Origin of the sequence: Neosynechococcus sphagnicola sy1 (assembly GCF_000775285.1) — a bacterium.
Taxonomy (GTDB): domain Bacteria; phylum Cyanobacteriota; class Cyanobacteriia; order Neosynechococcales; family Neosynechococcaceae; genus Neosynechococcus; species Neosynechococcus sphagnicola.
In genome coordinates this window covers 15,060-40,703 of record NZ_JJML01000044.1, presented here as the reverse complement: position 1 = coordinate 40,703, position 25,644 = coordinate 15,060, and the positions used below count along the sequence as shown (strand labels likewise).

20 protein-coding genes and 2 pseudogenes are annotated in these 25,644 nt (G+C 52.3%); 15 read left to right on the top strand and 7 right to left on the bottom strand.

The window, feature by feature from the left end; all coding sequences use genetic code 11:
* Positions 1–24: 24 nt before the first annotated feature.
* A complete protein-coding gene (locus DO97_RS16250; RefSeq protein ID WP_052128856.1) occupies positions 25–708 on the top strand; it encodes a ParB-like protein in 684 nt (227 codons plus the stop codon).
* Between the two features lie 341 nt (positions 709–1,049).
* Positions 1,050–1,823 (top strand): RNA polymerase sigma factor SigF, encoded by a 774-nt coding sequence (locus tag DO97_RS16245; RefSeq protein WP_036535393.1) that lies wholly within the window; start codon positions 1,050–1,052, stop codon positions 1,821–1,823.
* 16 nt (positions 1,824–1,839) lie between these two features.
* On the opposite strand, the pseudogene DO97_RS16240 reads toward DO97_RS16245, so the two are convergent.
* Positions 1,840–2,455, bottom strand: a pseudogene (locus DO97_RS16240) (TetR/AcrR family transcriptional regulator).
* Positions 2,456–2,989: 534 nt separating this feature from the next.
* Here DO97_RS16240 and DO97_RS16235 point away from each other — a divergent pair.
* Genes DO97_RS16235 through DO97_RS16225 form a run of 4 tightly spaced genes read left to right on the top strand, consistent with a single transcriptional unit; the run spans position 2,990 to position 7,932 of the window.
* Positions 2,990–5,419 carry a heavy metal translocating P-type ATPase gene (locus tag DO97_RS16235; RefSeq protein WP_052128855.1) on the top strand — a complete coding sequence of 810 codons (2,430 nt, stop codon included), beginning with the start codon at positions 2,990–2,992 and terminating at the stop codon, positions 5,417–5,419.
* Entirely contained in the window at positions 5,379–5,840 is a 462-nt protein-coding gene (locus DO97_RS16230; RefSeq protein ID WP_036535391.1) for an FHA domain-containing protein, read from the top strand. The genes DO97_RS16235 and DO97_RS16230 overlap by 41 nt, the downstream gene beginning before the upstream one ends.
* A gap of 27 nt (positions 5,841–5,867) precedes the next feature.
* Positions 5,868–6,410: a potassium channel family protein gene (locus DO97_RS25400; protein WP_204368686.1), complete on the top strand. Its 543-nt coding sequence runs from the start codon at positions 5,868–5,870 to the stop codon at positions 6,408–6,410.
* Positions 6,379–7,932: a potassium channel family protein gene (locus tag DO97_RS16225; RefSeq protein WP_204368685.1), complete on the top strand. Its 1,554-nt coding sequence runs from the start codon at positions 6,379–6,381 to the stop codon at positions 7,930–7,932. The genes DO97_RS25400 and DO97_RS16225 overlap by 32 nt, the downstream gene beginning before the upstream one ends.
* Here DO97_RS16225 and rlmD read toward each other — a convergent pair.
* On the bottom strand, positions 7,929–9,338 hold the full coding sequence (gene rlmD, locus DO97_RS16220) for a 23S rRNA (uracil(1939)-C(5))-methyltransferase RlmD (RefSeq protein WP_052128854.1): 1,410 nt from the start codon (positions 9,336–9,338) through the stop codon (positions 7,929–7,931). The genes DO97_RS16225 and rlmD overlap by 4 nt on opposite strands.
* 307 nt (positions 9,339–9,645) lie before the next feature.
* Here rlmD and DO97_RS16215 point away from each other — a divergent pair, with 307 nt between their 5' ends.
* Positions 9,646–11,985, top strand: coding sequence for a SpoIIE family protein phosphatase (locus DO97_RS16215; RefSeq protein WP_036535430.1), 2,340 nt, complete (start codon positions 9,646–9,648; stop codon positions 11,983–11,985).
* 375 nt (positions 11,986–12,360) lie between these two features.
* Here the strand turns inward: DO97_RS16215 and DO97_RS16210 are convergent, their stop codons facing one another.
* Entirely contained in the window at positions 12,361–12,879 is a 519-nt protein-coding gene (locus DO97_RS16210) for a gamma-glutamylcyclotransferase family protein (protein WP_081980809.1), read from the bottom strand.
* A gap of 752 nt (positions 12,880–13,631) precedes the next feature.
* Between DO97_RS16210 and DO97_RS16205 the strand changes: the two genes are divergently transcribed.
* The 4 genes and pseudogenes from DO97_RS16205 to DO97_RS22490 all read left to right on the top strand — a co-directional run.
* Positions 13,632–14,648 (top strand): sulfate/molybdate ABC transporter ATP-binding protein, encoded by a 1,017-nt coding sequence (locus DO97_RS16205; protein ID WP_036535388.1) that lies wholly within the window; start codon positions 13,632–13,634, stop codon positions 14,646–14,648.
* A gap of 93 nt (positions 14,649–14,741) precedes the next feature.
* A complete protein-coding gene (locus DO97_RS16200) occupies positions 14,742–16,964 on the top strand; it encodes a tetratricopeptide repeat protein (RefSeq protein ID WP_052128851.1) in 2,223 nt (740 codons plus the stop codon).
* A gap of 147 nt (positions 16,965–17,111) precedes the next feature.
* A complete protein-coding gene (locus DO97_RS16195; protein WP_036535385.1) occupies positions 17,112–17,354 on the top strand; it encodes a DUF7219 family protein in 243 nt (80 codons plus the stop codon).
* A 990-nt stretch (positions 17,355–18,344) separates the two neighbouring features.
* Positions 18,345–18,497 (top strand): annotated as a pseudogene (locus DO97_RS22490) (nickel pincer cofactor biosynthesis protein LarB); the annotation flags it as partial.
* Between the two features lies 1 nt (position 18,498).
* Here the strand turns inward: DO97_RS22490 and DO97_RS16185 are convergent.
* Genes DO97_RS16185 through DO97_RS16175 form a run of 4 tightly spaced genes read right to left on the bottom strand, consistent with a single transcriptional unit; the run spans position 18,499 to position 21,517 of the window.
* Complete coding sequence (locus DO97_RS16185) at positions 18,499–18,864, bottom strand: calcium-binding protein (protein WP_036535381.1); 366 nt, start codon at positions 18,862–18,864, stop codon at positions 18,499–18,501.
* A complete protein-coding gene (locus DO97_RS21375; protein WP_052128850.1) occupies positions 18,821–19,294 on the bottom strand; it encodes a calcium-binding protein in 474 nt (157 codons plus the stop codon). Before DO97_RS21375 ends, DO97_RS16185 begins: the two co-directional genes overlap by 44 nt.
* A 2-nt stretch (positions 19,295–19,296) precedes the next feature.
* Positions 19,297–20,802: a calcium-binding protein gene (locus tag DO97_RS21370; RefSeq protein WP_052128849.1), complete on the bottom strand. Its 1,506-nt coding sequence runs from the start codon at positions 20,800–20,802 to the stop codon at positions 19,297–19,299.
* A gap of 58 nt (positions 20,803–20,860) precedes the next feature.
* Positions 20,861–21,517, bottom strand: coding sequence for a GGDEF domain-containing protein (locus DO97_RS16175; protein ID WP_052128848.1), 657 nt, complete (start codon positions 21,515–21,517; stop codon positions 20,861–20,863).
* Between the two features lie 31 nt (positions 21,518–21,548).
* Here DO97_RS16175 and DO97_RS25395 point away from each other — a divergent pair, with 31 nt between their 5' ends.
* From DO97_RS25395 to DO97_RS16160, 4 genes are all read left to right on the top strand, one after another.
* Positions 21,549–21,728: a hypothetical protein gene (locus tag DO97_RS25395; RefSeq protein WP_052128847.1), complete on the top strand. Its 180-nt coding sequence runs from the start codon at positions 21,549–21,551 to the stop codon at positions 21,726–21,728.
* 253 nt (positions 21,729–21,981) lie between these two features.
* Positions 21,982–22,743 carry a sensor histidine kinase gene (locus DO97_RS16170; RefSeq protein WP_036535378.1) on the top strand — a complete coding sequence of 254 codons (762 nt, stop codon included), beginning with the start codon at positions 21,982–21,984 and terminating at the stop codon, positions 22,741–22,743.
* Between the two features lie 70 nt (positions 22,744–22,813).
* Positions 22,814–23,719 carry a 4-hydroxybenzoate solanesyltransferase gene (locus DO97_RS16165; protein WP_036535376.1) on the top strand — a complete coding sequence of 302 codons (906 nt, stop codon included), beginning with the start codon at positions 22,814–22,816 and terminating at the stop codon, positions 23,717–23,719.
* Between the two features lie 12 nt (positions 23,720–23,731).
* Positions 23,732–25,561, top strand: coding sequence for a mechanosensitive ion channel family protein (locus tag DO97_RS16160; protein WP_036535373.1), 1,830 nt, complete (start codon positions 23,732–23,734; stop codon positions 25,559–25,561).
* The last annotated feature ends 83 nt before the right edge of the window (positions 25,562–25,644 follow it).

The window sequence follows — 25,644 nt, the reverse complement described above, 5'->3', positions numbered from 1 at the left end:
GGGACAGCCCTTTCTCCTATCCCTATGGTTCCCCTTCCTGGATTTAGTGCTGATGCGCCCACAGGCGTGCTGGCTGTGATCCCAGTTGCCCAGCTGCATCCGGCTCAGCCATCCTTGGGTTACCGAGAGGTGAACTACCGCATGCAGCAGTTTACTGCCATGACCCCAGCAACGTTAGATGAGTATCTCCGCGAGCACTATATTCCCATTGCCATTGCCCCTAACGGTACTCCCTTTGTTGTAGACCATCACCATCGGGCGATCGCCATTCAACGGACGGGACTGAGGGAAACCGTCTATGTCAAAGTTTTGGAGAACTGTAGGAACCATACAGAAGCTGAATTCTGGCACCTGATGATCGAGCATCAGTGGGTCTACCGCTACGACAAAAATGGCAATGGTCCCATTGACCCCCGCAGCATTCCCCATCGGCTAGCGGATCTCCCCGATGATGTCTACCGGGGTTTGGCCTGGGCAGTTCTGAGAGCTGGCGGTTATCAAAAATCAGACATCCCTTTCCAGGAATTTATGTGGGGGAATTACCTCCGTCAGCACCTAACCTTTGAGAATACCGATGTCGGTTTTCACCAAGCCGTTCAAGGGGCTTTGCCCCTGTGCCAATTGCCAGCTGCCAGTTCCTTACCGGGATTTGTGGGTATTCCTGCCGCTTCCGGTTCATCGGCTTCCCTGAATCTGCCGCTGACGTAAGAGGGTTTTAGAACCCAATCTGGATCGGCCAACCCCCCAATCCCTGATTTTGTCGCCAATTCCGGAGCTGAGTACCGAAAGCTTCTGGTTGCGAAATATACCTTCCCTACCCATTCCTTGATCTAAAAATATCTATGGAAGGCTAATCTTTACAGACTCTATACAAACGATTCCTTTGCTTTCAGTGATAATGACATTGTTGCGACTCAATCTTTGCTTAGAGGATGTAGTAATCCATTCAGTTGTAGCCTGTGTTTTATGACACGGTGTCGTTCGTGAATTTCTTGCTATAACTTTGGTTGAGTATACATCTGGTAATCTAGCCTGGATAAATTCAGATTATGTCCACTCCAATCACCAGTGACCTCAAGAACGAGAGTTTACAGCTGCTGCGGGACTACCAAAGAACCCAGTCTGCTGAGATTCGCAATCGTCTGGTGGAGCTGAATCTGGGGCTAGTGAGGAAGGAGGTGCATCACTGGGTGCATCAATGTACTGAGAATTATGATGACCTGCTGCAAGTAGGTAGTATCGGCCTCATACGAGCCATTGAGCGCTTTGAAATGGCAAAAGGGCATGCCTTTAGTTCCTTTGCCGTTCCCTACATTCGGGGTGAAATTCAGCATTACCTGCGAGATAAAAGCCCCTCCCTCCGGATTCCACGCCGCTGGTTAACCTTGCAGCGCCAAGCCGTTCAGGTGATGCGCACCTTACAGACAGACTTAGGACGGCATCCCAACGACATAGAAATTGCCACAGCCCTGGAAATTTCCCTGGCAGAGTGGCAGGAAGTGAAGCTAGCCGGACGCAATCGTGTGCCTCTGAGCTTAGATGCCCCGGTTCGGGATGACGAAGTTGGGGCAACCTTTCTCGGTGATCTAGTTCCCGACACTCAATATCGCAGTTTTCAACTGTCTCAAGAAGATCAAATCCGGCTTCGACAAGCTCTTGTCCAGCTAGAGCAAAAAACCTGTGAAATTTTGGAGTTTGTGTTTCTCCAGGATCTCACCCAAAAAGAGACCGCTGAACTACTGGGAGTTAGTGCCGTCACCGTATCCCGGCGGGTGAAGAAAGGACTAGAGTCTCTGCGGAAGTTAATTGCAGGAAATGATTAACCACTGTCCTAGGGGTTCAAGGCTTAACGAGCACTCCATTGAGAAAAATGTCCGCCAACCCTTCCGCCATTTCTTGTAGGGAGCGCAGCGATGATCCGGGTTCTAGGATCGTTTCTTGGCTGAATCCCGCGATAGCAAACATCCCCAGAAACACCTGAGCGACAATTTTCGGATTCATGGGGCGATAAATTCCTTGATCCATTGCTGTTTGGAAAAAAACCTTCGGCCACATCGGTCATTTTCGCAATTACATCGGTCTGGATGCGATCGCGCAGATCTGGGTGCAGTTGAGCTTCTACAAAACAAACCCGCAGGCGATCGGCGTTCTGGTGCATATTCAACATCCGCCGATGCATGACTTTGCTAATCGCTCTAAAGTTTGCCATCTCACTCAGTTCTGTTAAGAGATCGGTGAGGATTTCTATCCATCCCTGGGTCACCACTTCCGTCAGGATGGATTTCTTGTTGGGAAAATGGCGAAACAAGGTTCCTTCGGCCACCCCCGCAGCTTGAGCTAGGTCGCGGGTGGTGGTGCCATCAAAACCCCGCTGGGCAAATAATCGCTCTGCTTCCCGCAGAATGCGGGTACGAGCTTCAGTTTCAGATTGAGGGGGGCGATTAAAAATTCGCATTGTATTTTTGTGATCTCGTCACCAAGGGCAAGCAGTCAATCTGAGATCTTTACAGAGAGGTCTAGGCATCTGTCAAGACTATTTTTAGAGAGTCTGGAACTCCTAAAAATATGTTCAATCTGGATGATTTTGATTTTTACAAATCATAAAATCAAAGTTGACAAACCACTAGGGGGTTGAGAAGGAAGTGTTATGGTTGAGTTCAGCTGCACTAGAAGCAGCCATGATCGGCTTGCTATCTAACAGGCTAACAGATGAACCAGTTTTTTGATGGTTGACTGTTTTTTTTGTTATATAAAGCCATTGCTGAGGGTGCTAGATTGGCAACTTTTAGTGCATTGGTATGGATGAAATACTCTGGAAGTTATAGACATCGCCTCAAAGCATTGAGTCATGGCGTTTCAGTGAGTCCTACTGGATCAACGGTTGGCAATCAGGTTCTCATCTGCCTTACCAGCCCTATCATTCCAAAACCCTCCGCTGGCTGCTGATTCGTCAGGGCTAGCAGGCTTCACCATTGTTTGAGATTGGGTTATGACCGCTTCTTTAAAACAAAACCTGCCGCTGGGGGCTCCAACCAGCACCTTGACCTTGGAGGTTCAGGGGATGAAATGTGCCGGTTGTGTGCGCGTGGTGGAACAGCAATTAGGTCACTATCCGGGGGTGATTTCAGCCTGCGTCAACCTGGTGACGGCGGTGGCCACCGTGGAGTGCGATCCTGCCCTCTTGGATGGGGCTGCCTTGGCGGAGAAGTTGACCGCTGCGGGTTTCCCCAGTCAGGTTCGCCCCGATCAACCCGTCTCAGAGGCTGTTTCTGCTCAGACACCAACTGAACAACAACGGGGGCAAATTCGCCAACAGATTCGCCAAGTCGCGATCGCAGGGGGACTTGTGATCCTGTCTGGGTTGGGTCACCTCCATACCCTGGGTTGGTTTCAGTTCCCAGCTTTGAGCCACATCGGATTCCACTGGGGATTAGCAACCTTAGCCCTCTTGATCCCAGGACGATCCATCCTCCTAGAAGGGTGGCGGGGGGCTTGGCAAGGTGCCCCCAATATGAATACCCTGGTGGGTTTGGGAACCCTAACAGCCTATCTCACCAGTTGTGTGGCGCTGCTGTTCCCCACCCTTGGGTGGGAGTGTTTTTTTGACGAACCCGTGATGCTCGTGGGGTTTATCTTGCTAGGACGTACCCTGGAACAGCAGGCGCGTCACCGTGCCCTCAGCTCCTTGCACTCCTTGGTCTCTCTCCAGCCGAGAGTGGCTCGCTGGATCCCCTCCCATTCCCAGCCTCCCCCCTGGGCCAGCCAGGAAATTCCCGTGGATCAGGTGCAGGTGGGACAATGGCTGCAAGTCTTGCCAGGAGAGGCGATTCCCGTGGATGGGCAGGTCGTCATTGGTCACACCACCGTGGATGAGTCAATGCTCACCGGGGAAGCGGCCTCGGTGAGCAAGCAACCCGGCGATCATGTCAGTGCCGGCACCTTAAATCATTCAGGCATGATCTGCCTGCAAGCAACGCGCACCGGGAAAAATACGACCCTGGCTCAGATTGTCGCCTTGGTAGAAGCCGCCCAAACCCGTAAAGCCCCGATTCAAAAGCTGGCAGATGCTGTTGCGGGGTACTTTACCTATGGGGTTCTGGCGATCGCCCTCCTGACGTTTTTGTTTTGGTACGAGATTGGTACCCAGGTGTGGCCGGAGGTTCTCAACTTGCCACTGCATCAGTCCACCCTACCCCATGCCCACACTTGGGTGCAGGCTTCTCCGCTGGTGCTGAGCTTAAAGCTGGCGATTTCAGTGCTTGTGGTGGCCTGCCCCTGTGCCCTGGGACTGGCCACTCCCACCGCCATTCTGGTGGGCACGAGTCTGGGGTCAGAGCGAGGGTTGCTGATTCGTGGCGGTGATGTCCTAGAGCAGGTTCATGGCTTAGACACTGTGGTCTTTGATAAAACAGGGACTCTAACCACTGGCACCCCGACGGTGACGGATTGTCTACTGCTGGCTCCCCAGCCACTGGCAAGGATGCCGGTTACCCTAGATGCCTCCGGGTTATTGCAACTCGCAGCATCGGTGGAGCAGGGCGCTTGTCATCCCTTGGCTGTGGCGATTCAGCAGCAAGCCGTGACCCAAAACCTCCCCCGCTTAGCCGCTACCGACTTTCGAACCGAACCTGGACACGGCGTTGCCGCCCAAATTCAAGGGCAGATTGTCCGCTTGGGGAGTGAGCGCTGGTTAAGCGAACAGGGCATCCCCATTGATGCTCCAGCCCTGGCTCAGGCACAGGCGCTGCAATCAGCGGGGAAAACCGTGGTCTATGGCGCGATCGCCGATACCTTGGTAGGTTTAATCGCCGTTGCCGATACCCTGCGTCCAGAGAGTCTGGCGGCGGTCACCCGCCTGAAACAGCAGGGCTTACGAGTGATGCTTCTCAGTGGGGATAGTCAGGAAGTAGCGCAGTCCATCGCCCAACCTCTGGGTTTGGTAGCCGCCGATGTGATCGCTGGGGTGCGCCCAGCGGACAAAGCCCAGACGATCGCCGATTTGCAAAGCCTGGGACATCACGTTGCCATGGTGGGAGATGGGATCAACGATGGGCCGGCCTTGGCTCAAGCCGATGTTGGCATTGCCCTCCAGGGGGGAACCGACGTTGCGGTGGAAACAGCGGATATCGTTCTGATGCGCGATCGCTTAACAGACGTTGTAGAATCAATTCGATTAGGCCGTGCTACCTTCCAAAAAATCCGTCAAAATCTATTTTGGGCACTGGTTTACAACACCCTAGGAATTCCAGTGGCAGCCGGGGTTCTGCTTCCCGGTTTTGGATTTACCCTAAGTCCAGCCGTGGCAGGAGCCATGATGGCCTTTAGTTCTGTTAGTGTTGTAACGAATTCTCTGTTACTGCGTCGCCTGCACTTGAACAATGTCTTCAGAAGCACATCAGAATCACCTCCTCATTATTGAAGATGACAAGGGACGCCGGGAGTTTATCTTAGATAGCCCCACCTACTCAATTGGCAGGGATGCTAAGTGTGACATTCGCTTGGTTTCTCAGTTTGTCTCCCGTCGTCATGCCACCCTGGTGCAACTCCCCCAGGAAGATGGCAGCTATTACTACCGGATTGTCGATGGCAGCCTTGATGGCAAGCCCAGTGCCAATGGCTTGCTGGTCAATGGCCGCAAAATGCAGGTGTATGACCTGAAAAATGAGGATGAAGTGGTGTTTGGCCCCCAGGTGCGTGCCATCTACTACCTGCTGCGGCGGGATGCGGTGTTTACAATTCCTCCCGATGAATTTGATATCACGCTGATTAGCCCCAACATGGTGGGCTACCCGGAGGATGAAGAGAATGACGACAATCCCACTGCCGGATGGAGTCCTTAAGCCCTTAATCTCACCAGCGAATTGGGTATGCGTTCTGACTCAGTCCTTCCCTCTCAGTCCGAATCTGCGTCCCCGCCGCGCAGTCAGCGGTTTCTAGTTTGTGGTTTGGGTAGTCTGGGACAGCACTGTGCGGCGGCATTGCGAGAATTTGGTGTCTTGGTGATCGCCATTGATCGACAACAGCCCCAGGATTGGGGAATCCCAGATTTACTGGAGCAGTTAGATGAATTCATCCTCGGGGATTGTCGGCTCCCTCGGGTGTTGGAGCAGGCCAGAATTCAAGACTGTCAGGCTGTCCTGATGGTGACCAGCAATGAACAGATCAACATTGAAGCCGCATTAACAGCTCGACGACTCCATCCCCGCATTCGGCTAGTGGTTAGATCGGCCAAACAGAATCTCAACGAACTCCTGCAACAAAGCTTAGGGAATTTTGTCGCCTTTGAGCCTGCCCAGTTGTCAACCTCTGCCTTTGCGCTAGCAGCCTTAGGGAAGCAGACCCAGGCGCGTTTTTTACCTAGAGGGTCAACTCTTGCGGGTGGTGCGCCGCCCGTTGCAAGTCAACGATAGCTGGAGCTATCGACGGCAATTTTACGATCTCAATAGTCGCACTCGCCGGATGCTGAGTTGTGGGACGAACTCCCTCGGGGTTCAGTCTTTTCACACCTGGGAACCTGATGCCATGGTCTGTCCGGGGGACACACTGATTTATGTGGAGATGCTTGATAACAGCATTGCCGCACAAACGGGGTACGAAGTCTCGTCCCTAGCAGCAACCACCACCCCACCGCCTCCCGCCCTCGCGGCTGGGCCAAGCTGGCTTCAACCTAGGTTTTGGCAAGCTTGGCAAGGGGGTTTACAGCAGTGGTGGCAGGCCAATACGCAAGACCAGAGCCAGCGGGTAGCGATGCTGTGCGCGATCGCCGTCGTGCTTCTAGGGGCTGTGGGCACCCTCCTCTACCGCCTCAACTATCCTGGTGTCTCGGTTTTAGATGCCTTTCATACTTCTGCCAGCCTGTTGTTGGGAGGCTATGGAGATGTTTTTGGCGGGGTGAAGATCGCAGATCCGATTCCCAACTGGTTAAAGCTGTTCAGCTTGGGCATGGCCCTCGCCGGAACTGCGTTAGTAGGGGTGCTGTACGCTTTGTTAACCGGGGTGCTCTTGAGTAGCCGCTTTCAGTTTATGGCCCAGCGACCCAGGAGTCCGGAACAGGGACATATTGTCTTGATCGGCTTGGGGCGGATGGGGCTGAGGGTAGCGGCCTTTTTACAAGAACTGAAACACCCCCTAATCGGCATAGGCCGCACCGAACTAGCGACGAATGTGTTACCCACGATGCCGATGGTGGTGGGAGATGTTGCCGATGCCCTCACCCGGGTGAATCTGGCAACGGCCAAAAGTGTAATTGTGGTCACCGATGATGAGATGGTGAATCTGGAAGTGGGTCTGATGGCCCATGCCGCCAATCCTACGGCTGGCTTGGTGATTCGGATGGATGATCAACTCTTTAGTGATAATTTGGGACAACTGTTACCCTATGCCAAGGTAATTTGTACCTCGGCACTGGCAGCGGCAGCCTTTGCTGGCGCTGCCTTTGGGGAAAACATTCTCAATCTATTTCACCTGGATCAGCAGACGGTGCTAGTGACGGAGTACCACATCGAAGTCCATGACACCCTCCAGGGGTTGTTGTTGTCAGAAGTTGCCTATGGGTATGATGTGGTGCCGATTCTCTATGAAGCAGCCACAGAGAAATCCCTGCGATGGATGCCATCAGATGATCTGCGGCTGCATGGGGGCGATCGCCTTGTAGTTCTGGCAACCATTGAGGGACTGCAACGGATTGAACGGGGTGAGTTGATCCCCAGAACCTGGCAAGTCTGGGTGGAAAAGGCCAGCACCCCTGAATCAACCTTTAGCGGAGCCACGGTGATCACCCGCATCAGTGGCTGCAACCTTCAGGTCTCGCGCAGGATCATGGAGCAACTCCCCGCCGCCTTGCCCACCCTGCTTTATAAACATCAAGCTCGGCGTTTGGTGAGAGAACTGGGCAAAGCCCAAGTGTCTGCCCAGTGCATTGATCCGGGCTAAGGGGTTCTCCCGGAGAGAGGAAGCCGTACCAAAAAGGCAGCAGCTTCCACATGGGAAGTTTGGGGAAAGAAGTCGGCGGGCTGAACCCGCTGGAGCTGATAACGTCCGTCCTCACAGAGGATCTTCAGATCCCGTGCCAAGGTTGCTGGGTTGCAACTGACATAGACAATCTGGTGCGGCTGGATTTGCTGTAGGGTGGCTAAAACAGAGCGATCGCAGCCTTTGCGCGGGGGGTCTAACACCACAATGTCAGGTGGTTGGATCAGGGCTGGCAGTTGTTCCTCAACCGTTCCGGTCTGGAAGGTCACATTGGTGAGTCGATTCAATGCCGCATTTTTCTCAGCCTGGGCGACGGCCTCGGGTTGCACTTCTAACCCAATGGCCTGTCGAACCTCCGTTGCTAGGGGCAGGGTCAAGGTGCCAATGCCGCAGTAGGCATCGACCAACAATTCATCACCCTGAAGGTGGAGCTGCTGCAAGATCACCCCTAGGAGTCGTTCGGCTTGTTCCGTGAAGACCTGGAAAAAGGTGGTGGGCTGGATCTGAAACTTGAGTCCGGCAAACTCTTCTCCCAACCAAATTCGGCCTGCGATCGCCTGGGTTTGCCTTCCAAAGATGGTGTTGGTTGCCGCTGGATTTAAATTCAAGGCCACCCCGACAACCTGAGGATAGCGATGAAGCCACTCCTGCGCCTGGAGTTCTAAGTCCGGCAAGTCTGCGGTTTTCGCCACCAGAGTCAGTAGCACTTCCCCAGTTCGCCGCCCAATCCGCAGGGACAGATGGCGTAAGGTACCGGTATGGGTACTTTCGTCGTAAATCGACCAGCCCCGTTGCTGAATATCCAGTTTAATCGCTGCCAGGAGAGGGTTTAGCCGCCCATCTTGAACCGGGCACTGATTTAAGTTAATCAGTTGATGGCTGCCCCGCTGGTAGTAACCCGCTTGCACTTGGCGGGTGGCCGATAGCCCAAGTGGATAGGTGGCTTTGTTCCGATAGCCCAAGGGATCGGTTGCGGCGAGCATCGGGTCTACGGGTGGGCTGCTGAAGCCACCAATGCGCTCTAGCGCCTGGATCACCAGATTGCGCTTGATCGTCAACTGCAAGTCATACTCAACCTGTTGCCACTGGCAGCCGCCACACTTATCTGCGACAAAACAGGCGGGGCGCACCCGGTGGGGAGACGGTTCCAAAATTTGTAGCAATCGCCCATGGGCATATTGGGGTTTCACATAGATCAGGCGCACTGCTACGCGATCGCCAATCACGGTATCCGGCACAAACACCACCCGCTGCTGCCAGCGCCCCACTCCCTCTCCTTGGTCAGCGAGATCATCAATGGTTAACTCCAAGACTTGTCCCTGCTGCCACTGGGGTGTTGGGGGTTGAGATGTATCCAATGCACTCATAGAATCAACGGGTATCCAGGGGGAGCTTCAGCCTTCCCACGCTAACAGATAACAGGCAGTTCCCCGATTCTCTTCCCAGGATGGCAGGGGAGGACTCTGCTCCCATTGGCAGTAAAATTACGTGTAGAGTATCTTAAAATAATACTGGTCAAATCTAAGTGGTGAGGTATCAATTTTAGGGTTCAACTAGGGCACTCTAAGGAGAGCTAGCCTGATCTTACTGTCCTGGTCGGCAGACCTTTGATGGATTCCATGGGTGTTTAATGGATACATCCCAAGTTGTTGACTACCCATTGTCTGATGATTGATGAACCTTACCCAATTCTTCCAGCCCGCCACTACTTTGATCCATCGGCTCAAGTACCCGCAAAAATTTGCCCTGATTAGTTGCGTTTTCATCCTGCCGTTAGGCTTGGTGATGTATTTGTTGCTGTCTGAAATTCAGACGCGGATTAATTTTGCCCAAAAAGAAATTGTCGGGAATCTCTATCTCCGCCCCTTGAGTCAACTCTCAGAGAAGATATTTCAATATCAGTTCTTCAGCCATCGCAGCCTGATCTTGCATCAGCCGTCCCAGGTGACGACCTCCAGGGCATTGGCCGTCACCACGGATTTCCGGAGCCTGGGCATCCTGGATCAAGCTTTCAATGATCGCTTGCAGACAACCGAGCGGCTAAAAAGGCTGGAAGCCAGCTGGCATCAACTGGCAGAGATACAACGCCAGCAAAACTTGAGTGCTAGTATCCCTGCTTATCAAGACGTTTTACAAAATTTAGATGAATTGAGATTTCAAGTGGGAGATCAATCCAACTTAATTCTTGATCCGGATCTCGATAGTTATTACCTCATGGATGCGACGCTGCTGAAACTGCCAGAAATTCAGAAAAACCTCGCAGAGATTCATCTGATTAGCCAGCAGGCCATTCTCCGGGGGCGTATTCTGCCCTCTGAACAGGCAAAACTGATGCTTCTTGGGGTAAACCTGAAGCAGTTTAGAGCCAATCTGAAGCAAAAGATTGCAGTGGCTTTTGCAAATAATCCTAAGGGAAATTTAGTCCCCCAATTAACCGAACCTCTAACCCTTTTAACTGAGGATGTTGGAAAATTAACTGAGCTGTTGTTGCCACTGGATGCAAGGCAGCCCTTGCAGCTAAAACAGATCTTAGCCCAAGCTAATCAGAGCCTCCTGCAAAGCTTTCAGTTCTGGAATACCGCCATCGACGAGTTAGATATTCTGTTGCAGAATCGCATTGATGGTTTTTTTAGAAAACAGGTTTTTTTGACGACATTTGTTTTGATCATCCTGGCTATCGTTTGTTATCTCTTTGTAGGTTTTTATCTGAGTGTGATGCAAACCATTTCAGGATTGAGTGCTGCCGCTGATCGCATGATTAATGGCAATTTTTCAGAGGAGATGGCACTCGAAAGCCACGATGAATTAACAGAGGTTGTGCAATCATTTAACAATATTGCCGATGCACTCCGAGAAGCCGAAGCTAAATATCGTGGTATTTTTGAAAATGCTGTAGAGGGTATCTTCCAGACAACTCAGACCGGGAACTATCTAATTGCCAACCCCATGTTGGCTCGCATCTATGGCTACGACTCCGCCGAAGAACTGATCACGGCCTTAACCGATATTGAACATCAGCTCTATGTCGATCCCCACCGCCGCAGTGAATTTACCCAATTAATCGCAGCCCAAGGCAAGGTTCAGGGATTTGAGTCGCAGGTTTATTGCAAAGACGGCAGCATTATTTGGATTTCTGAGTCTGTCAGAGCCATCCAGGATCCCCTGGGTGAAGTGATTGGCTATGAGGGAACCGTCGAGGATATCACCCAGCGCAAGTTAGCCGAAGCAGAAATTATCCAACTGACCCAGCGACTCAAGCATGAAAATCTGCGGATGGGGGCAGAACTAGAAGTCTCCCGGCAACTACAGACGATGCTGCTGCCCAGTGATGCTGAGTTAGAAGCCGTGATTGGGTTAGAAATTGCTGGGTTTATGGAGCCTGCGGCGGAGGTTGGGGGTGACTACTACGATGTGCTGCAACACGAAGGCAAGATTCGCATCGGCATTGGGGATGTCACTGGGCATGGGTTGGAGAGCGGGGTGGTGATGCTCATGGCTCAGACCGCCGTGCGTACCCTATTGACCCATGGAGAAACCGATCCAACGCGATTCTTAAACACGGTCAACACCATCATCTATGAAAATACCCAGCGGATGCGATCGCCCAAAAACATGACGCTAGCCTTACTGAATTATGAGGCTGGGATGCTGTCCCTCAGCGGTCAACATGAGGAAGTGATTATTGTCCGGCGGGATGGTCGCATTGAACCTATCGATACCCTTGACTTGGGCTTCCCCTTGGGTCTAGAGTCCGATATCACTTCCTTTGTTGCTGAAACGCAAATTCAACTCCAGTCCGGTGATATTGCAGTCCTTTATACAGATGGCATTACTGAGGCCATGAACGCTCAGCGCCAACAATATGGGTTAGACCGGATGTATGGGATTCTCCGCCGACACTGTGAGGACTCAGCCAGTAACATTCGGCAGGCAATCATTGAAGACTTGAGAGAGTTTATCGGTGACCAGAAAGTCTTTGATGACATTACCCTCCTGATCTTGAAACAGCGTTAGCGGTGGGATGAAAATCCGATCAGAGAGGCAGTACTTTGCGCAAACGCCTATTACAAGTCCTTCAACCGACGGAATGACCAATACCGCTGAGTAATCCCGACTCACCCCGCAGAGATCGGACATGCCAAAAAATCCCCAGCCTAGAAGCTGGGGAGAAGGGAGAGCCAATACAAATAACTTAGCCAGACGTAGAAGGAGAGAGGAGAAACAAACCTTTTACAAGCTATTTTTACTTGCTGCGCTTATGAAACCAATAGTAACAAAAAATTAAGTAATATCAACAATCTTTACAAAACACTGTCAATAGTTCCGGGATAGTAATCCCTAACCCTGTTCTAGACTCAATGCCGCAGTCCTGATCCTAGCTGCGATCGCTTAGGCGGACTGCGGTAGCTGTGATCGCTCAGCTTGTTGCTGCTGGAGTTGGTACATGTGTTGGAACAGTTGCCAGCAGTAATGCTCCGGCAACCCACAGGTTGTCGCCCCCCGCAGCACAACGTGAAAATACCAGTCGTTGGGTGGAATTTCAGCAGTTAACTTTTCAATCACCACATAGGTGCGGACATTCGTGTAATGTCGTTTCTGGCAATGCACTGTAATGACCTCGTGGCGATATCCTTCTTCACGGTGGTCGAGAGCAGCACTCAAGCGTTGTGGCAGCCGATACAATACCCCCTCCACCGTTGCGGTTGGATCAGTCACCATATCGAGGGCACCACAGTTGCGATGGGACAGGTAGCGATAAAAGCCGAGGCGGTAGCCATGAAGAGTTGCTGGCCCAACTACGTAGGAATGGGTCGATTCACCCAGCGTCCGTTTTAAATCCACTGGACACATACAGGAGCCATAGGCAAAGTAGTAGAAGCTTGGCTCTGTCTGATGGTGTAATTTCATAGCTCCAGTGCTTGAGAAAAACTTGTGCAAACGTAGCCTTAGGTTATCTAGAAAAGATGGTAGCAAACTGGCTTAGATTATACAACTAAATTCCGATAGATAAACCGTAGTTTTAAGGCATCCTCACGATGTCAGCGGTTCTCACTGAATGAATATCCCCAGGTATGAGTGGCTTACACCCCATGAGAGGAACTGTGACGGATGATCGAGGGCGAGTTAGGCCGCCAGACATACCATCCGCTGTGCCCTGGAGGATTGAGTGGACAACTGTGGGTGGTAGATTAGAAAAAGTAATAGATTCTCTCTTCCATCGATGGGGGAATAATGGGAGGCTCCACCGCTCTCCTGCCTTTACCCATACCATTCCTATCAACAGTTAGGATATTCAGGAAACGGTTCTTAAGCCACCCATCCCCCTCTCCGTCAAGCAATTGGGAAGCAGTGGGGAAAAACTTGAGGAATCACCGTTGGGAATTCTGCCATTGAGAACTGATTCCCAAGGTGAGTGACAATAACTAAAGAGCAAATATCCAAGGCTGCTGATACCTGTACCCCTTTGTCCCATGCCTAAGATCAGTTGCACAATCACCATAGGCTGGGTAGATGTGCTCAGGAGTTTCTCCTTACTTCATGGGGTTTATGATGTAAACTACAGTAACCTGAGCGGCAAACCGGGCATTGTTTGCTCTGCGGGTAAGGGGCTGTGGAAGCGGTATTCACGAAACTAAATTGTTGCAAGAGGTCTGGGGGTCATGGGGATTGTAGTTGAAAACGTATCCAAACACTTCGGCAGTTTCAAAGCAGTCGATCAGGTGAGCTTAGAGATTAAGACAGGATCTCTGGTGGCGTTACTAGGGCCATCTGGATCGGGGAAGTCAACCCTGCTGCGCTTGATCGCGGGTCTGGAAACCCCCGATAGTGGCAAGATCTTTCTGACTGGGACAGATGCCACCCATAAGAGTGTCCAAGACCGCAATATCGGTTTTGTGTTTCAACACTATGCACTGTTTAAGCACATGACCGTGCGCCAGAATATTGCCTTTGGCATGGAAATCCGGAAAATGCCTAAAGCAACGGTCAAGAATCGGGTGGATACGTTGCTGGATCTGGTGCAGTTAAGTGGCATGGGCGATCGCTACCCCTCCCAACTCTCGGGTGGGCAGCGGCAACGGATTGCCTTAGCGCGATCGCTGGCAGTAGAGCCAAACGTCTTGCTATTAGATGAACCCTTTGGAGCTCTAGATGCCAAAGTCCGTAAGGATCTGCGGGCTTGGCTGCGCCGTCTCCATGATGAAGTCCATGTCACGACGGTGTTTGTCACCCATGACCAAGAAGAAGCCATGGAGGTGGCTGATGTGATTGTCGTCACCAATAAGGGGCAGATCGAGCAGGTAGGAACCCCCGCTGAGATCTATGACCACCCAGCAACGGCCTTTGTCATGAGTTTTATTGGCCCTGTCAATGTTCTGCCCAGCTCGTCACAAATCTTCCAGAACAATGGCTTTGACAGCGCCCAACCCCACGTATTTCTCCGTCCCCATGATGTTGTCATCACCACAACTCCCAATGGTTCAACCTCTCCTGCCCGGATTTCTCGGTTAATTCACTTGGGTTCAGAAGTCCAAGCAGAACTCGCCCTTGATGATGGTCAAATGGTGATTGCCCACCTGAGTCGGGAACGTTTTGGGGAATTAAAGTTGGAGCCGCAACAGCAGGTCTATATTAAACCCAAAGAAGCTCGGTCATTCCCCCTCCACTATTCGATTTAAGGGAACTCCTACCTGCCATTGACCATCTAAATAAAACAGGGGCTCTGAACCCTGTTCGCTTCAGGGCTGTTTTTGGATTGCCAACCTATGAGGATGCCAGCGATACCCAACGCCCTGGAAATCGGCCTGCGTTATCATCAATCCGGGCAGCTCCAGCAGGCAGAGCAAATGTACCGTCAGGTGCTTCAGGTTCAGCCTCAGCATCCCGATGCCCTCCATTTGCTCGGTGTCTTGGCCCATCAATTGGGATCTACCGAAACAGCGATCGCTTGTATCACCGCAGCCATTCAAGTAAGTCCCAACCAAGCCGCCTACCACAACAGCTTGGGCGAAGTTTACCGGCGCTTGGAACAATGGCAGACAGCGGTGCGGTGTTATCGCCAAGCGATCCAACTCCAGCCCGACTATGCTGAGGCCCACTATAACCTAGGCAATGCTCTGCAAGCCCAAGGAGAGACGGTTGCTGCCATTGCCAGTTATCAACGGGCCCTGGCAATTAAACCCAACCTGGCTCCCGCCCACCACAATCTAGGGCTGTTAGTGAAACAGCAGGGACAGTTGACTGCGGCGATCGCCCATTATCGCCAAGCCATTGCCGTTGCTCCCGCCTACGCCCTAGCCTGGAATAGTTTGGGGATGGCCTTAGAAACAGCTGACCAGGTTCCCGAAGCGATCGCGGCGCTGCAACAGGCAATCGCCCTTGACCCTAAGTATCCTGAAGCCCATTTACATCTGGGGAATGTTCTCAAGGCAGCTGGAGAAACAGAGGCGGCGCTGGCCAGCTATCACCAGGCCTTGACCTTGAAACCGGACTGGGTGGAGGTCTACTTCACCCTCGGCAACTACTTCAAAGACCAGGGGCAGGTGGATCGGGCACAGTCTTACTATGAGCAAGCCCTGGCAGTAGAACCGGAGGATGGAGCCGTTCGCTGGAATTACCTCTTATTACTGCCCGTGCTCTATGACACCCCCGAGCAGATCGATCACTGGCGACAGCGATTTCACCAGGGACTGCAAACCCTGATTCAGACGACGGATTTAGAGACGGCAACCAACCGACAGCAGGCATGGTGCGGGGTGGACTATACCAGCAACTTTTACTTGCAATATCAGGGCAAGGCGGATTACGACCTGCAACGCCAGTATGGGCAACTGGTGCATCGCATCCTGGCGACTCGCTATCCCCAGTGGACAAGACCCCTGCAACGACAGGCAGTGGGGCGGAGGATTCGAGTGGGCTTTGTCTCGCAGCACTTGCGTGAACATACCGTCGCCAAGTTGTTTGGGGGCTGGTTACCCGCCCTCGGTCACCGCGAGTTTGAGGTGTTTTGCTACTACACAGGTAAAACAGCCGACAGGGTGACGGCGGCATTTCAGCGCCACAGTGATACTTTTCACCACATTTACAATGATTTTGAACACCTCTGCCATCAACTCCAGGGCGATCGCCTGGATATTTTGGTGTTTACCGACATTGGCATGAATGCAGAGTCTTACAAACTTGGAGCCCTGCGGTTTGCTCCCACCCAATGCCTCACCTGGGGGCACCCGATTACCTCTGGGCTTCCCACCATTGACTACTACCTGAGCAGCGATGGGATGGAGCCAGAAAATGCCCAGGAACACTATACGGAAACCCTGGTGCGCCTCCCCCAGATCGGCATCGTCTATGCCCCCCCGGAGTTACCTGCAACCCCCAAAAAACGCGCCCAACTGCAACTGCGGGAGGATGCCATGGTCTATCTCTGTTGTCAGTCTCTCTATAAATACCTGCCGCAGTACGACTCGATTTTTGCCCAAATTGCCCTCCAGGTGCCCCAAGCCCAATTTGTGTTTTTAGCCAGCCCCACCCCCGGTGGGTTTGTCACCCAGCAATTTCAACAGCGCCTCCACCAGGCCTTTGCTGACTGGGGAGTAGATGCTCAGCAGTTCTGTGTGATTCTACCGCGCCTTGATGGGATGGACTATCTCAGTTTGAATTTAGCCGCCGACATTTTTCTAGACTCTCTGGGCTGGTCGGGGGGAAATACGACGTTAGAAGCGATCGCCTGTGGCTTACCCATCGTCACCTGTCCAGGGCCATGGATGCGCAGTCGCCATGCTTACGCCATGTTACAAGTTCTGGACGTGACCGACACCATCGCCCAAAATCAGCAGCAATATATTGAAATTGCGGTGCGACTGGGGTTGGATGCCCAATGGCGGGAGGCCGTGGTTGCCGCCATGCAGCAGGGGCAGCCACAATTGTTTCAGAACCACACCTGTGGGCAAGCCCTGGCAGACTTTTTCCGTGAGCGTGCCCGGAAGCATCCCTGACTTACCACCAAGGGGGCACCACCCAGAAGATCCACTCCCTTGTCCAGTTCCCAATCCCAGGTTCGGCTTTTGGTTAAAATTAGGTTAAGGTATGGTTAACGATTATACCGATCTGAATTCTGCAGCCGTTTTAAATCGGAGGTAACGATGGGCGATTGCAATCGTTTTTTATATCCCAAGCATCCCTACCATGGCCAGTTTCAGCCTGATTATCTGGTGTTCAATGCCAACTTACAGGAGTTCGCGCAACGCGTTGGCTATGTCTCAGGTCTGACAACAGGCGGCAAGCTCACAACTGCTGAATCCTATCAGCAACTTCAATCCCTGTGGCAACAGTTTGAACAGATCACCGAACAATTAGGAATTGGCGATCTACCACCCTCAAGCTAGGGGATAGGAGATTGTGAGCTAACTGCCTGACACATCTGAGTTATATATTCCTTAACTTCTTGAAGACTCCAGTGTTCTTTGGACTCTCAATACTTGATAATCTCTAGAGGTTCTTCCGAGCTTAGATATCCTTTTGACCCTTTATGTTTTAACTTTAAGCCTTCAATTCCATTTTCAATAAATCTTAGTTTTATATCGGCTGATAAATGATATAGCTTTTCTCAGCCAAGTGCAGTACGAATCCAGTCCCGAAGCTTTTGCCAGTCAATAATCGACTGTACTTTACCGGCTTAATAGCCGCCATATATTGGCATCAATAAAGAACAGGGCTACAAACAAAAATGGAAAATTCAAAAGATATTTAATTTCACAATGATCGCAGCTATAGCTCAATAAATATAAACTTCTCTTAATTTGTAACTCATGATACACATAATTGCTCTGGCATAGCACTAAACTGCAAGCATTGCTTGATAAGTTAATGCTTGGAATTTTAAGTTAAAATAAGAAGCAATAAAAAAACTCGTCAAATTATTCTGCTTTGGGTTCCTAAATTCAGGAATTCATTTCTCAAAAACTGTTGTTTTCCTAGGTTTTGATAATTGAACTTCGGTGCTCTTTGACTCGTCTTTTTTTTAGAGCGCAATGGCAGATTTAAAAAAATGATGAATCTGCTGACAGAAATTGAGATTTACAAATCAGATCTTTGGATGAAAATACAAAAAAATGTCTACTTGCCCTTTTTGCTCCGATATTCTATTGCGCCATGCCCGATCTGGTCGAGCTTATTTCTACTGTCGGAGTTGTCGTTTGGAAATGCAGGATGACACCCTTCAAGAGGATTGTTCCTGGCAAGAAGCCCTCGGAGCTTCTCCCAAGCATCCTGATGATACAGATGCTCCAACGATTAAACTTACAGCACTTTCCCACTCCCCTAGACTATTATCTCGCTCGTAGACAGGACAAATGTTCTGTTTCTGTCGAGGGGTGGGACTGTCTCCGTTGCTGACCATGCTCAATTCCTGCGCCGCTGGCATCGGGGTGGTGAATATTGATAATGACTTTGGGGCGGCGATCCTGGCAGGGCAGATCTTGAGAACAGCGCAGAAATTAAGTTTCCAGCCTGAATCAAGGGGGGATTGACCTAGGGATTGATCGAGAAATCTGTGGTTGTCAGACCTAATCCATCGCTCAGATCTGCGAATTGTCCACCCAGACCAAACCCTGTATTGCTTCCATTCTGATTGTAGTACAAACTTCCTGTTGCGGTGATGTAGGTGATCAGAGCCGCACTGGTGGCAGCGTCTGCCTCCGTGCCTACGGCGGCAAAACTGACCGTTGTGCCCAATTGGGTAAATGTCGTCCGATCCAGCACCAGGTAATCTTGACCCGAGGCAAAGTCAGTAATGGTATCAATGCCAATAGTACTGCTATCAAACGGTACCCCCGTGTCAAAGATAAACCGATCATTGCCACTGCCCCCCCGAGAGGGTATCGTAGCCGCTCCCACCGCTCAGTCGATCATTGCCACCACTGCCAATTAATTCGTCGTCTCCAGATTCGCCACTGAGAGAATCAGTTCCCCCACGTCCTTCCAGGTGATCGTTGCCCGCATTACCCGAAATTGCTTCGTTGCCACTGCCGCCGATGATGCTGTCATTTCCCAGGGAACCGATGACCCCCTCTATGCTCGCAAGTCGATCATTTTCGGTGCCACCACTGGTGATTCCTGTTTCCAGATTGACATCAATCCCAGGTGCGGCAGCGGAGTAATCAACGGTGTCGATACCGTCCCCCCCTTGGAGACTATCGGTGCCAGTGCCACCATCCAGCGTGTCATTGTGATCGCCCCCCAAGAGAGTATCATTGCCCTCTCCTCCTAGTAAGATATCGGCGCTGCTGCCCCCATGTAACCAATCATCCCCGCTCCCCCCGTCCACGGCTATCTCCCCCCAGCCTCGCCCATGAGACTGTCGTTACCCGCATCTCCTGTGAGGTGATCGCCACTCGTCCCCCCCAGTAAGGTATCATTGCCCTCTCCTCCCCAGAGGGTGTCACGATCCGCTTCCCCATTGAGACTATCGTTGCCCCCATCGCCATTGAGGGCATCATTGCCAGTGCCACCCGCAAGGCTATCGTTGCCATCGCCCCCAGCCAGAACATCCAGGCCATCATCGCCATTGAGGGTGTCATTGCCATCCTCCCCGTCCAAGGTGTCATCGCCCTCTCTGCCTAGGAGTTGGTCATTCCCTGTTTGTCCGAGAAGGCTATCGTTGCCAGTCCCACCATCAAGCGTATCAATCCCGCTGCCACCATCGAGGGTGTCATTGCTATCACTCCCTAACAGCGAATCATTGCCGCTACCACCACTAAGGGAGTCCGCTCCATTCCCCCCATTGAGGGTGTCGTTGCCATCATCCCCCATGAGCGTATCAGTGCCGTCATTGCCGCGCAGGCTATCGTTGCCAACTTCACCATTGAGCCAGTCTCCACTGGTTCCCCCTAAAAGGGTGTCATCCCCTTCCCCACCTAAGAGGGTATCTCGCCCGTCTCCACCCATCAGGCTGTCGCCAACATCTTCGCCCTCAAACAGACCATCATCCCCATTCAGCCAGTCATTGCCTGCATCTCCTGATAGGGTATCGGCACCATCGCCCCCCATCAGAGAGTCATTCCCCTCTCCACCCAAAAGACTATCGTTGCTGTAATCTCCATCCAAGGTGTCATCATTGAGACCACCAACCAGGGTATCTTCGGTATCCGAACCAAGAACCCGCTCAATACTCACCAAGGTGTCGTTGCCAGATGCACCGGTCACCAGTCCAGTTGCAAGATTCACCAAGACCCCTGCGGGTGCATCAGAGTAGTCAGCAGTATCGTTGCCAGTACCGCCATCTAAACTATCGTTGCCATAGCCTCCCAGCAACCTATCGTCTCCATCTTGGCCGGCCAGGGTATCGTTGCCGTTGCCCCCTGCTAGGGTGTCATTCCCAGACCAACCCACCAGGGTGTCATTCCCAGAACCACCATCAAGGCTGTCATCGTCAGATACATTAATGGCATCTTCATTGCCACCGATTAAATAATCATCCCCTTCATCGCCTAGCAGCGTATCTTTACCATTCCCCCCCGAAAGAGCATCATTCCCCGAGCCACCGCTGAGGCTGTCATCCCCTTCGTCACCCCACAGGTAATCCGTACTAGTACTGCCGACCAGGGTATCGTGATCGTCGCCCCCATGAATAGAGTCGCTCCCATTGCCACCGTCTAAGCTATCTGCACCCGTACCACCTAGAAGGGTGTCATCCCCATCATTCCCCACCAAGCTGTCATTGCCACCGCCACCTTCAATCGAGTCATTACCTGTCAACGCATCTACGAGATCATTCGCATCATCACAGACAAGGGTGTCGTTACCTGTGGTAATGGTTCCTGAAAGAAGTGCCATGACGATTCCCTAAGCGAATACCAACCTAGTCGTTTACTCCCCCCAAATCGTTCCAACGTCAAAAATCAGGACAACTGATCACCTGATTGCGTCCAGCGGCTTTTGCCCGGAGTAAATTTTGATCGGCTCGCTGCAAGAGACTCAATCCGTCTGAGTCATCGATCGCTTGTAGGGTAGTGACGCCCACGCTCAGGGTAATTTGTAACGCCAACCCGTGATCAATGGTCAAGAATTGCTCACTGTTCATTTGACAGAGACGACGAGCTACTTGGATGGCTTCGTACAATGCGGTGTTACTTAAGATGACGACAAACTCATCTCCCCCATAGCGAAAGGGAATATCCCCCGTTCGCAGGTTGCGTTGGAGGCGCGCCGCAATCAGCTTCAAAGCGCGATCGCCCACGAGATGACCATAGGTATCATTAATGTCCTTGAAATGATCCAGATCGACCATCAGGAGACTCAAGGGCTGCGATAGCAGGCGGGCTGATTGGATCTGTTGGGGTAGCTTCAGCTCCATGGCCTGACGGTTGTTCACCTCTGTCAGGGAGTCCAGCATCACAGTCATCGATAAGAGATCATTCATGCGTACCAGTTTCTGGCAACGCTCAATTTGTTCTAGTCCCGCTTTTACCTGCGCCCGAATCAGCCGACCGTCCTGGGGACCCGTGAGCCACAAATAGGCAGCTGCTCCCATCTCCAGAGCCGTTGCCATTTCTGCTTCCCAGGTACTTAAGTACGGGGGGGTGATCCGCTACCATCAGGCAGTAACTCCAGGCTTGCTCGTGGAGCTGCTGACAGAGACTGAGGCTATTCTGGTGGCAGGCCTGGACAATCACCAGGGACAGCTTCTTCACCTGCACCAGATCCAGAGCAGCGGCGGTATCAGAGGTCACCTGGATGGGGTCAACCGTCAAATCGGCTAACTGGGGGGCTAAAACTTCACCAAAAGCTTGGTCTCCAACTATAAGGATCTGTACATCCATCCATATCCACCAGGGGAATTGACCCTGATAAGCGGTTGAGATAATTAGTTCGGATGAGAGCATGGAACTGTCTACATCCTATATCCACTATATTTCAGAACCGTTTTTTTAAAGCTTTGATGAGGATGCAGACAGTTCCGAACAACGTTATTTTAATAAATATTGATTTTCTTAATTTCGGGTTGGTGCTGCCATGCCTCCGTTTTATCCAACCACCCGCCGAGAGTCTGGGAATGGTCACTCCTCAGATGCCTCTGATTCCCACCATCCTGCCGTTGCCTCGACGGAGATAGAAAACGCCTCGCCCCTAGCAGCCAAGGTCAAACACCTGCGACAACAGGTGGTAACCCAGACCCATTTAATGCATCTGTTGACGCACCAACTTGCAACCCCGCTCACCGCCCTTCAAGGCTCGGTGCAGTTGCTGAGTGAACCCAGTCTCAGCCCTGAACAACGACAGGAGTTTCTCGCTATGGTGCAGCAGCAAGTGTTGAGACTCCAAGGGCTGCTAAACAATTTGATGAACCTGCGGCAGCTGGAAACCGGTGCCCTAGCTCCCCAACCCACGGCCTTTGCCGTGACATCCCTCGTGGAGGAACTGCTGTCAGAGTTTCCATCCCACCCCATTGCCTGTCTCTGGAACTCCCCCCTCCCCCTCGTTTGGGCCGATCGCTGGCAGGTGGGACAAGTCATGGTCAATTTGTTGTCCAATGCCATCAAGTACTCCCCATCGGGTAGTCCGATTCAGGTGGGTGCCCAATTGCGTGATCTCCACTGGCTAGAAGTCTGGGTGCGGGATTGGGGTTTAGGCATTCCCGCCGCCGATCAGGCGCGGTTATTCGAACGTTTTTACCGGGTGCAACACGGCGATCGCCAGCATATCCAAGGCAACGGCTTGGGGCTTTCGCTTTGTCAATTGTTGGTGGAAAAACACGGGGGGAATGCTTCGCTTTGAGTCTGTCCATGGGCAGGGGAGCTGCTTTTCCTTCACCTTGCCCGTGGCTCCATCGCTTTAACCCGTTGCTATGCCTGCGACTTCCGAACTCAACCCACCCAAACCCGAACCCACCTGGTTAACGATTCTGCGCCTATTACGTTGGGATAAACCAACGGGGCGTTTGATCCTGATGATTCCGGCTCTCTGGGCTGTGGTTCTAGCAACCCGGGGGCTGCCTCCCCTGCCCCTAGTAATTGTCATTGTCCTGGGCACCCTCACCACCAGTGCCGCTGGGTGTGTGGTCAACGACCTCTGGGATCGCAATATTGACCCCCAGGTGCGGCGGACCCGCCACCGCCCCTTGGCCTCGCGGGCGCTGTCTATTCAGGTGGGAATTGGGGTGGCCCTGGCCGCTTTTATCTGTGCGGCTCTGCTGGCGTTCTACCTCAATCCCTGGACAAATCCGTTGAGTTTTTGGCTCTGTGTGGCTGCAGTTCCGGTGATTATTGGCTATCCCCTGGCAAAGCGGGTGTTTCCCCTGCCCCAACTGGTATTGGCGATCGCCTGGGGGTTTGCAGTCTTGATTAGCTGGAGTGCGGCCATCGCCCGCTTAGAACCTGCCACCTGGCTGTTGTGGGCAGCCACTATTCTCTGGACTCTGGGGTTTGATACCGTCTATGCCATGAGCGATCGCGACGATGATCGCCGCCTGGGTATTCGCTCCAGTGCCCTGTTTTTTGGCCGCTATGCAGCCGCAGCTGTGGCGCTATTTTTTTGCGGCACCGCCCTGCTGTTGGCAGGGTTAGGGATGACTCTGCACCTCCATCTCGGTTTTTGGCTGGCCTTGGCGATCGCTGGTGTCACCTGGCTCTGGCAATCCTGGCACCTCCAGCGCCGTCATCTCCCAGCCCAGACCTATGCAGCCATCTTTCGACAGAATGTCTGGATCGGATTTGTGATACTCCTGGGAATGATCACCGGACTACTGCTCTGAAGGGATGATGTGATGCCAAGCTCCAGACAGATCACGATCAGGCATTGGGGACGCGCCGTCCTCCGCTGGTTGATCCTGGGGCTACTGATCTGGACAAGTTTTGGGGCGATCGCCCCCGCCGCCATTAGCCAGCTTCCCAATCTCCTCAACAACAGTTCCAACTCCAGTGACACCCGCCAGGATATCAGTGGCCAAGAGTGCGGCAACCTGGTTTGCGCCATGGTCGAGTTAGATGGCGAAACGCTCTTTACCATTGCTGCTAATCGCACCATCGCCAAGGATGCTCCCACCATCCGCCAGCGAGCGGAGCGGATCCAGACAACCCTGAAAGAAATCATCGCCACCGCCGTAGATGAGACGAACCCCCTGAATGTTCAGACATTAGTCACTGAGGTGGCGATTCTCAATGGACAACGGGTGATTCTGCTGCCCAGCCAGGAGACGCTGCCATCGGTGTTGATTATGACGGTCACAGACCTGGATGCTTTATATAACAAGAAAAATAAGGAAGACCTAGCCCAAGCTTGGCAAGAAATTATTCATCAACGCCTCGTGCATGCAATTCAAGAGCGGCAGTCTTTCCCCGATAAAATACCCCTAGCCATCAGTACGCTGATTCTCGTGATTTGGTTGAGTTTGTTTCTGCAAATTTTCCAGAAGCTGCTGAAAATTCAATGGCAAACCCTGAAACAGTCGCCCCCTCAGCTCCCCACCCCGCCCGCTACCGCTGATCTGAAGGTCAAGCACCAGCAATTCCTGCAAACCCTGCGACAAATTCCCTGGCGACGCCTGCATCAACGGCAACCCCGACATCGCTGGGGGAAAATTTTACGCGGACGGTTGGTTAACTGCCTGTCCCCAGCATCTTGGCAACAGCAACGAGTCCGGAACATTCAACTGCGGCGCTACCTGCAGGCGAGTCAATTTGCCATTTGGTTAGTGGGTGCTGTCATGCTGTTATTTTTATTTCCCGACACCCGTGCCCAAGCCATTCAACTCTTAGGGACTCCCTTCCAATTACTCCTCAGTTGGATCCTGGTGAATTTAGCGGTGATCATGAGTCGGCAAGTCTTTAACTTTTGGTTGCTTCGTTGGGCGGAAAATGAAATTCTCAATCCTGAACAATATCAGCGGTATGCTCAGCGGATTCCCACCTATTCAGCCGTGTTCAAGGGGCTGTCTACCCTGGGTGGTTACATTGCCATGCTTGCCTTGGCTCTAGATGCCCTGGATGTGCCGATCGCACCTGTATTGGCGGGGGCGGGGCTGATTGGTTTTGCTGCCACCTTTGCCGCTCAGAACTCGATCAAAGATGTGATCAGTGGGTGCATGATTTTGGCTGCGGATCTTTACGCGGTCGGGGACAGTGTGATGATCCAGAATATGGAAGGCCAAGTCGAGAAGCTAACACTGTTCCTGACCCAAATTCGCAACCCGGATGGTGAGTTGATTTCCATTCCCAACGGCACAATTACCTTGGTGTGTAATCGCTCCAAGGATTGGTCACGGGTGAATTTTAGTATTGAAATTGCCTACAATGCGGATGTGGATCAAGCAATTCGGGTGATCCAGCAGGTCGCTGAGCAGATGCAGCAGGAACCGGAATGGCAATCCCTGATCCTTGAGCCCGCAGAAGTGCTAGGTGTGGATAGTGTCTCTCACACAGGGCTGGTGATCCGGGTTTGGATTAAAACCCAACCCCTGAAGCAATGGCTGGTGGGGCGAGAATTTCGCTATCGCATTAAGCTTGCCTTTGATCAAGCTGGCATTGACATTGGTGCTCCCCAACAAGTTTGGCGGGGACACTCGCCTCCATCGGCGACCCCATCGACACCAAGCTAAGCTTCTCGAAGGAGGCTGAAATCAGCCCATCGGCGGCGGTGCCCTCAGGGAAGTTAACCGTTAAAATGGCAGAGATGAGTCTT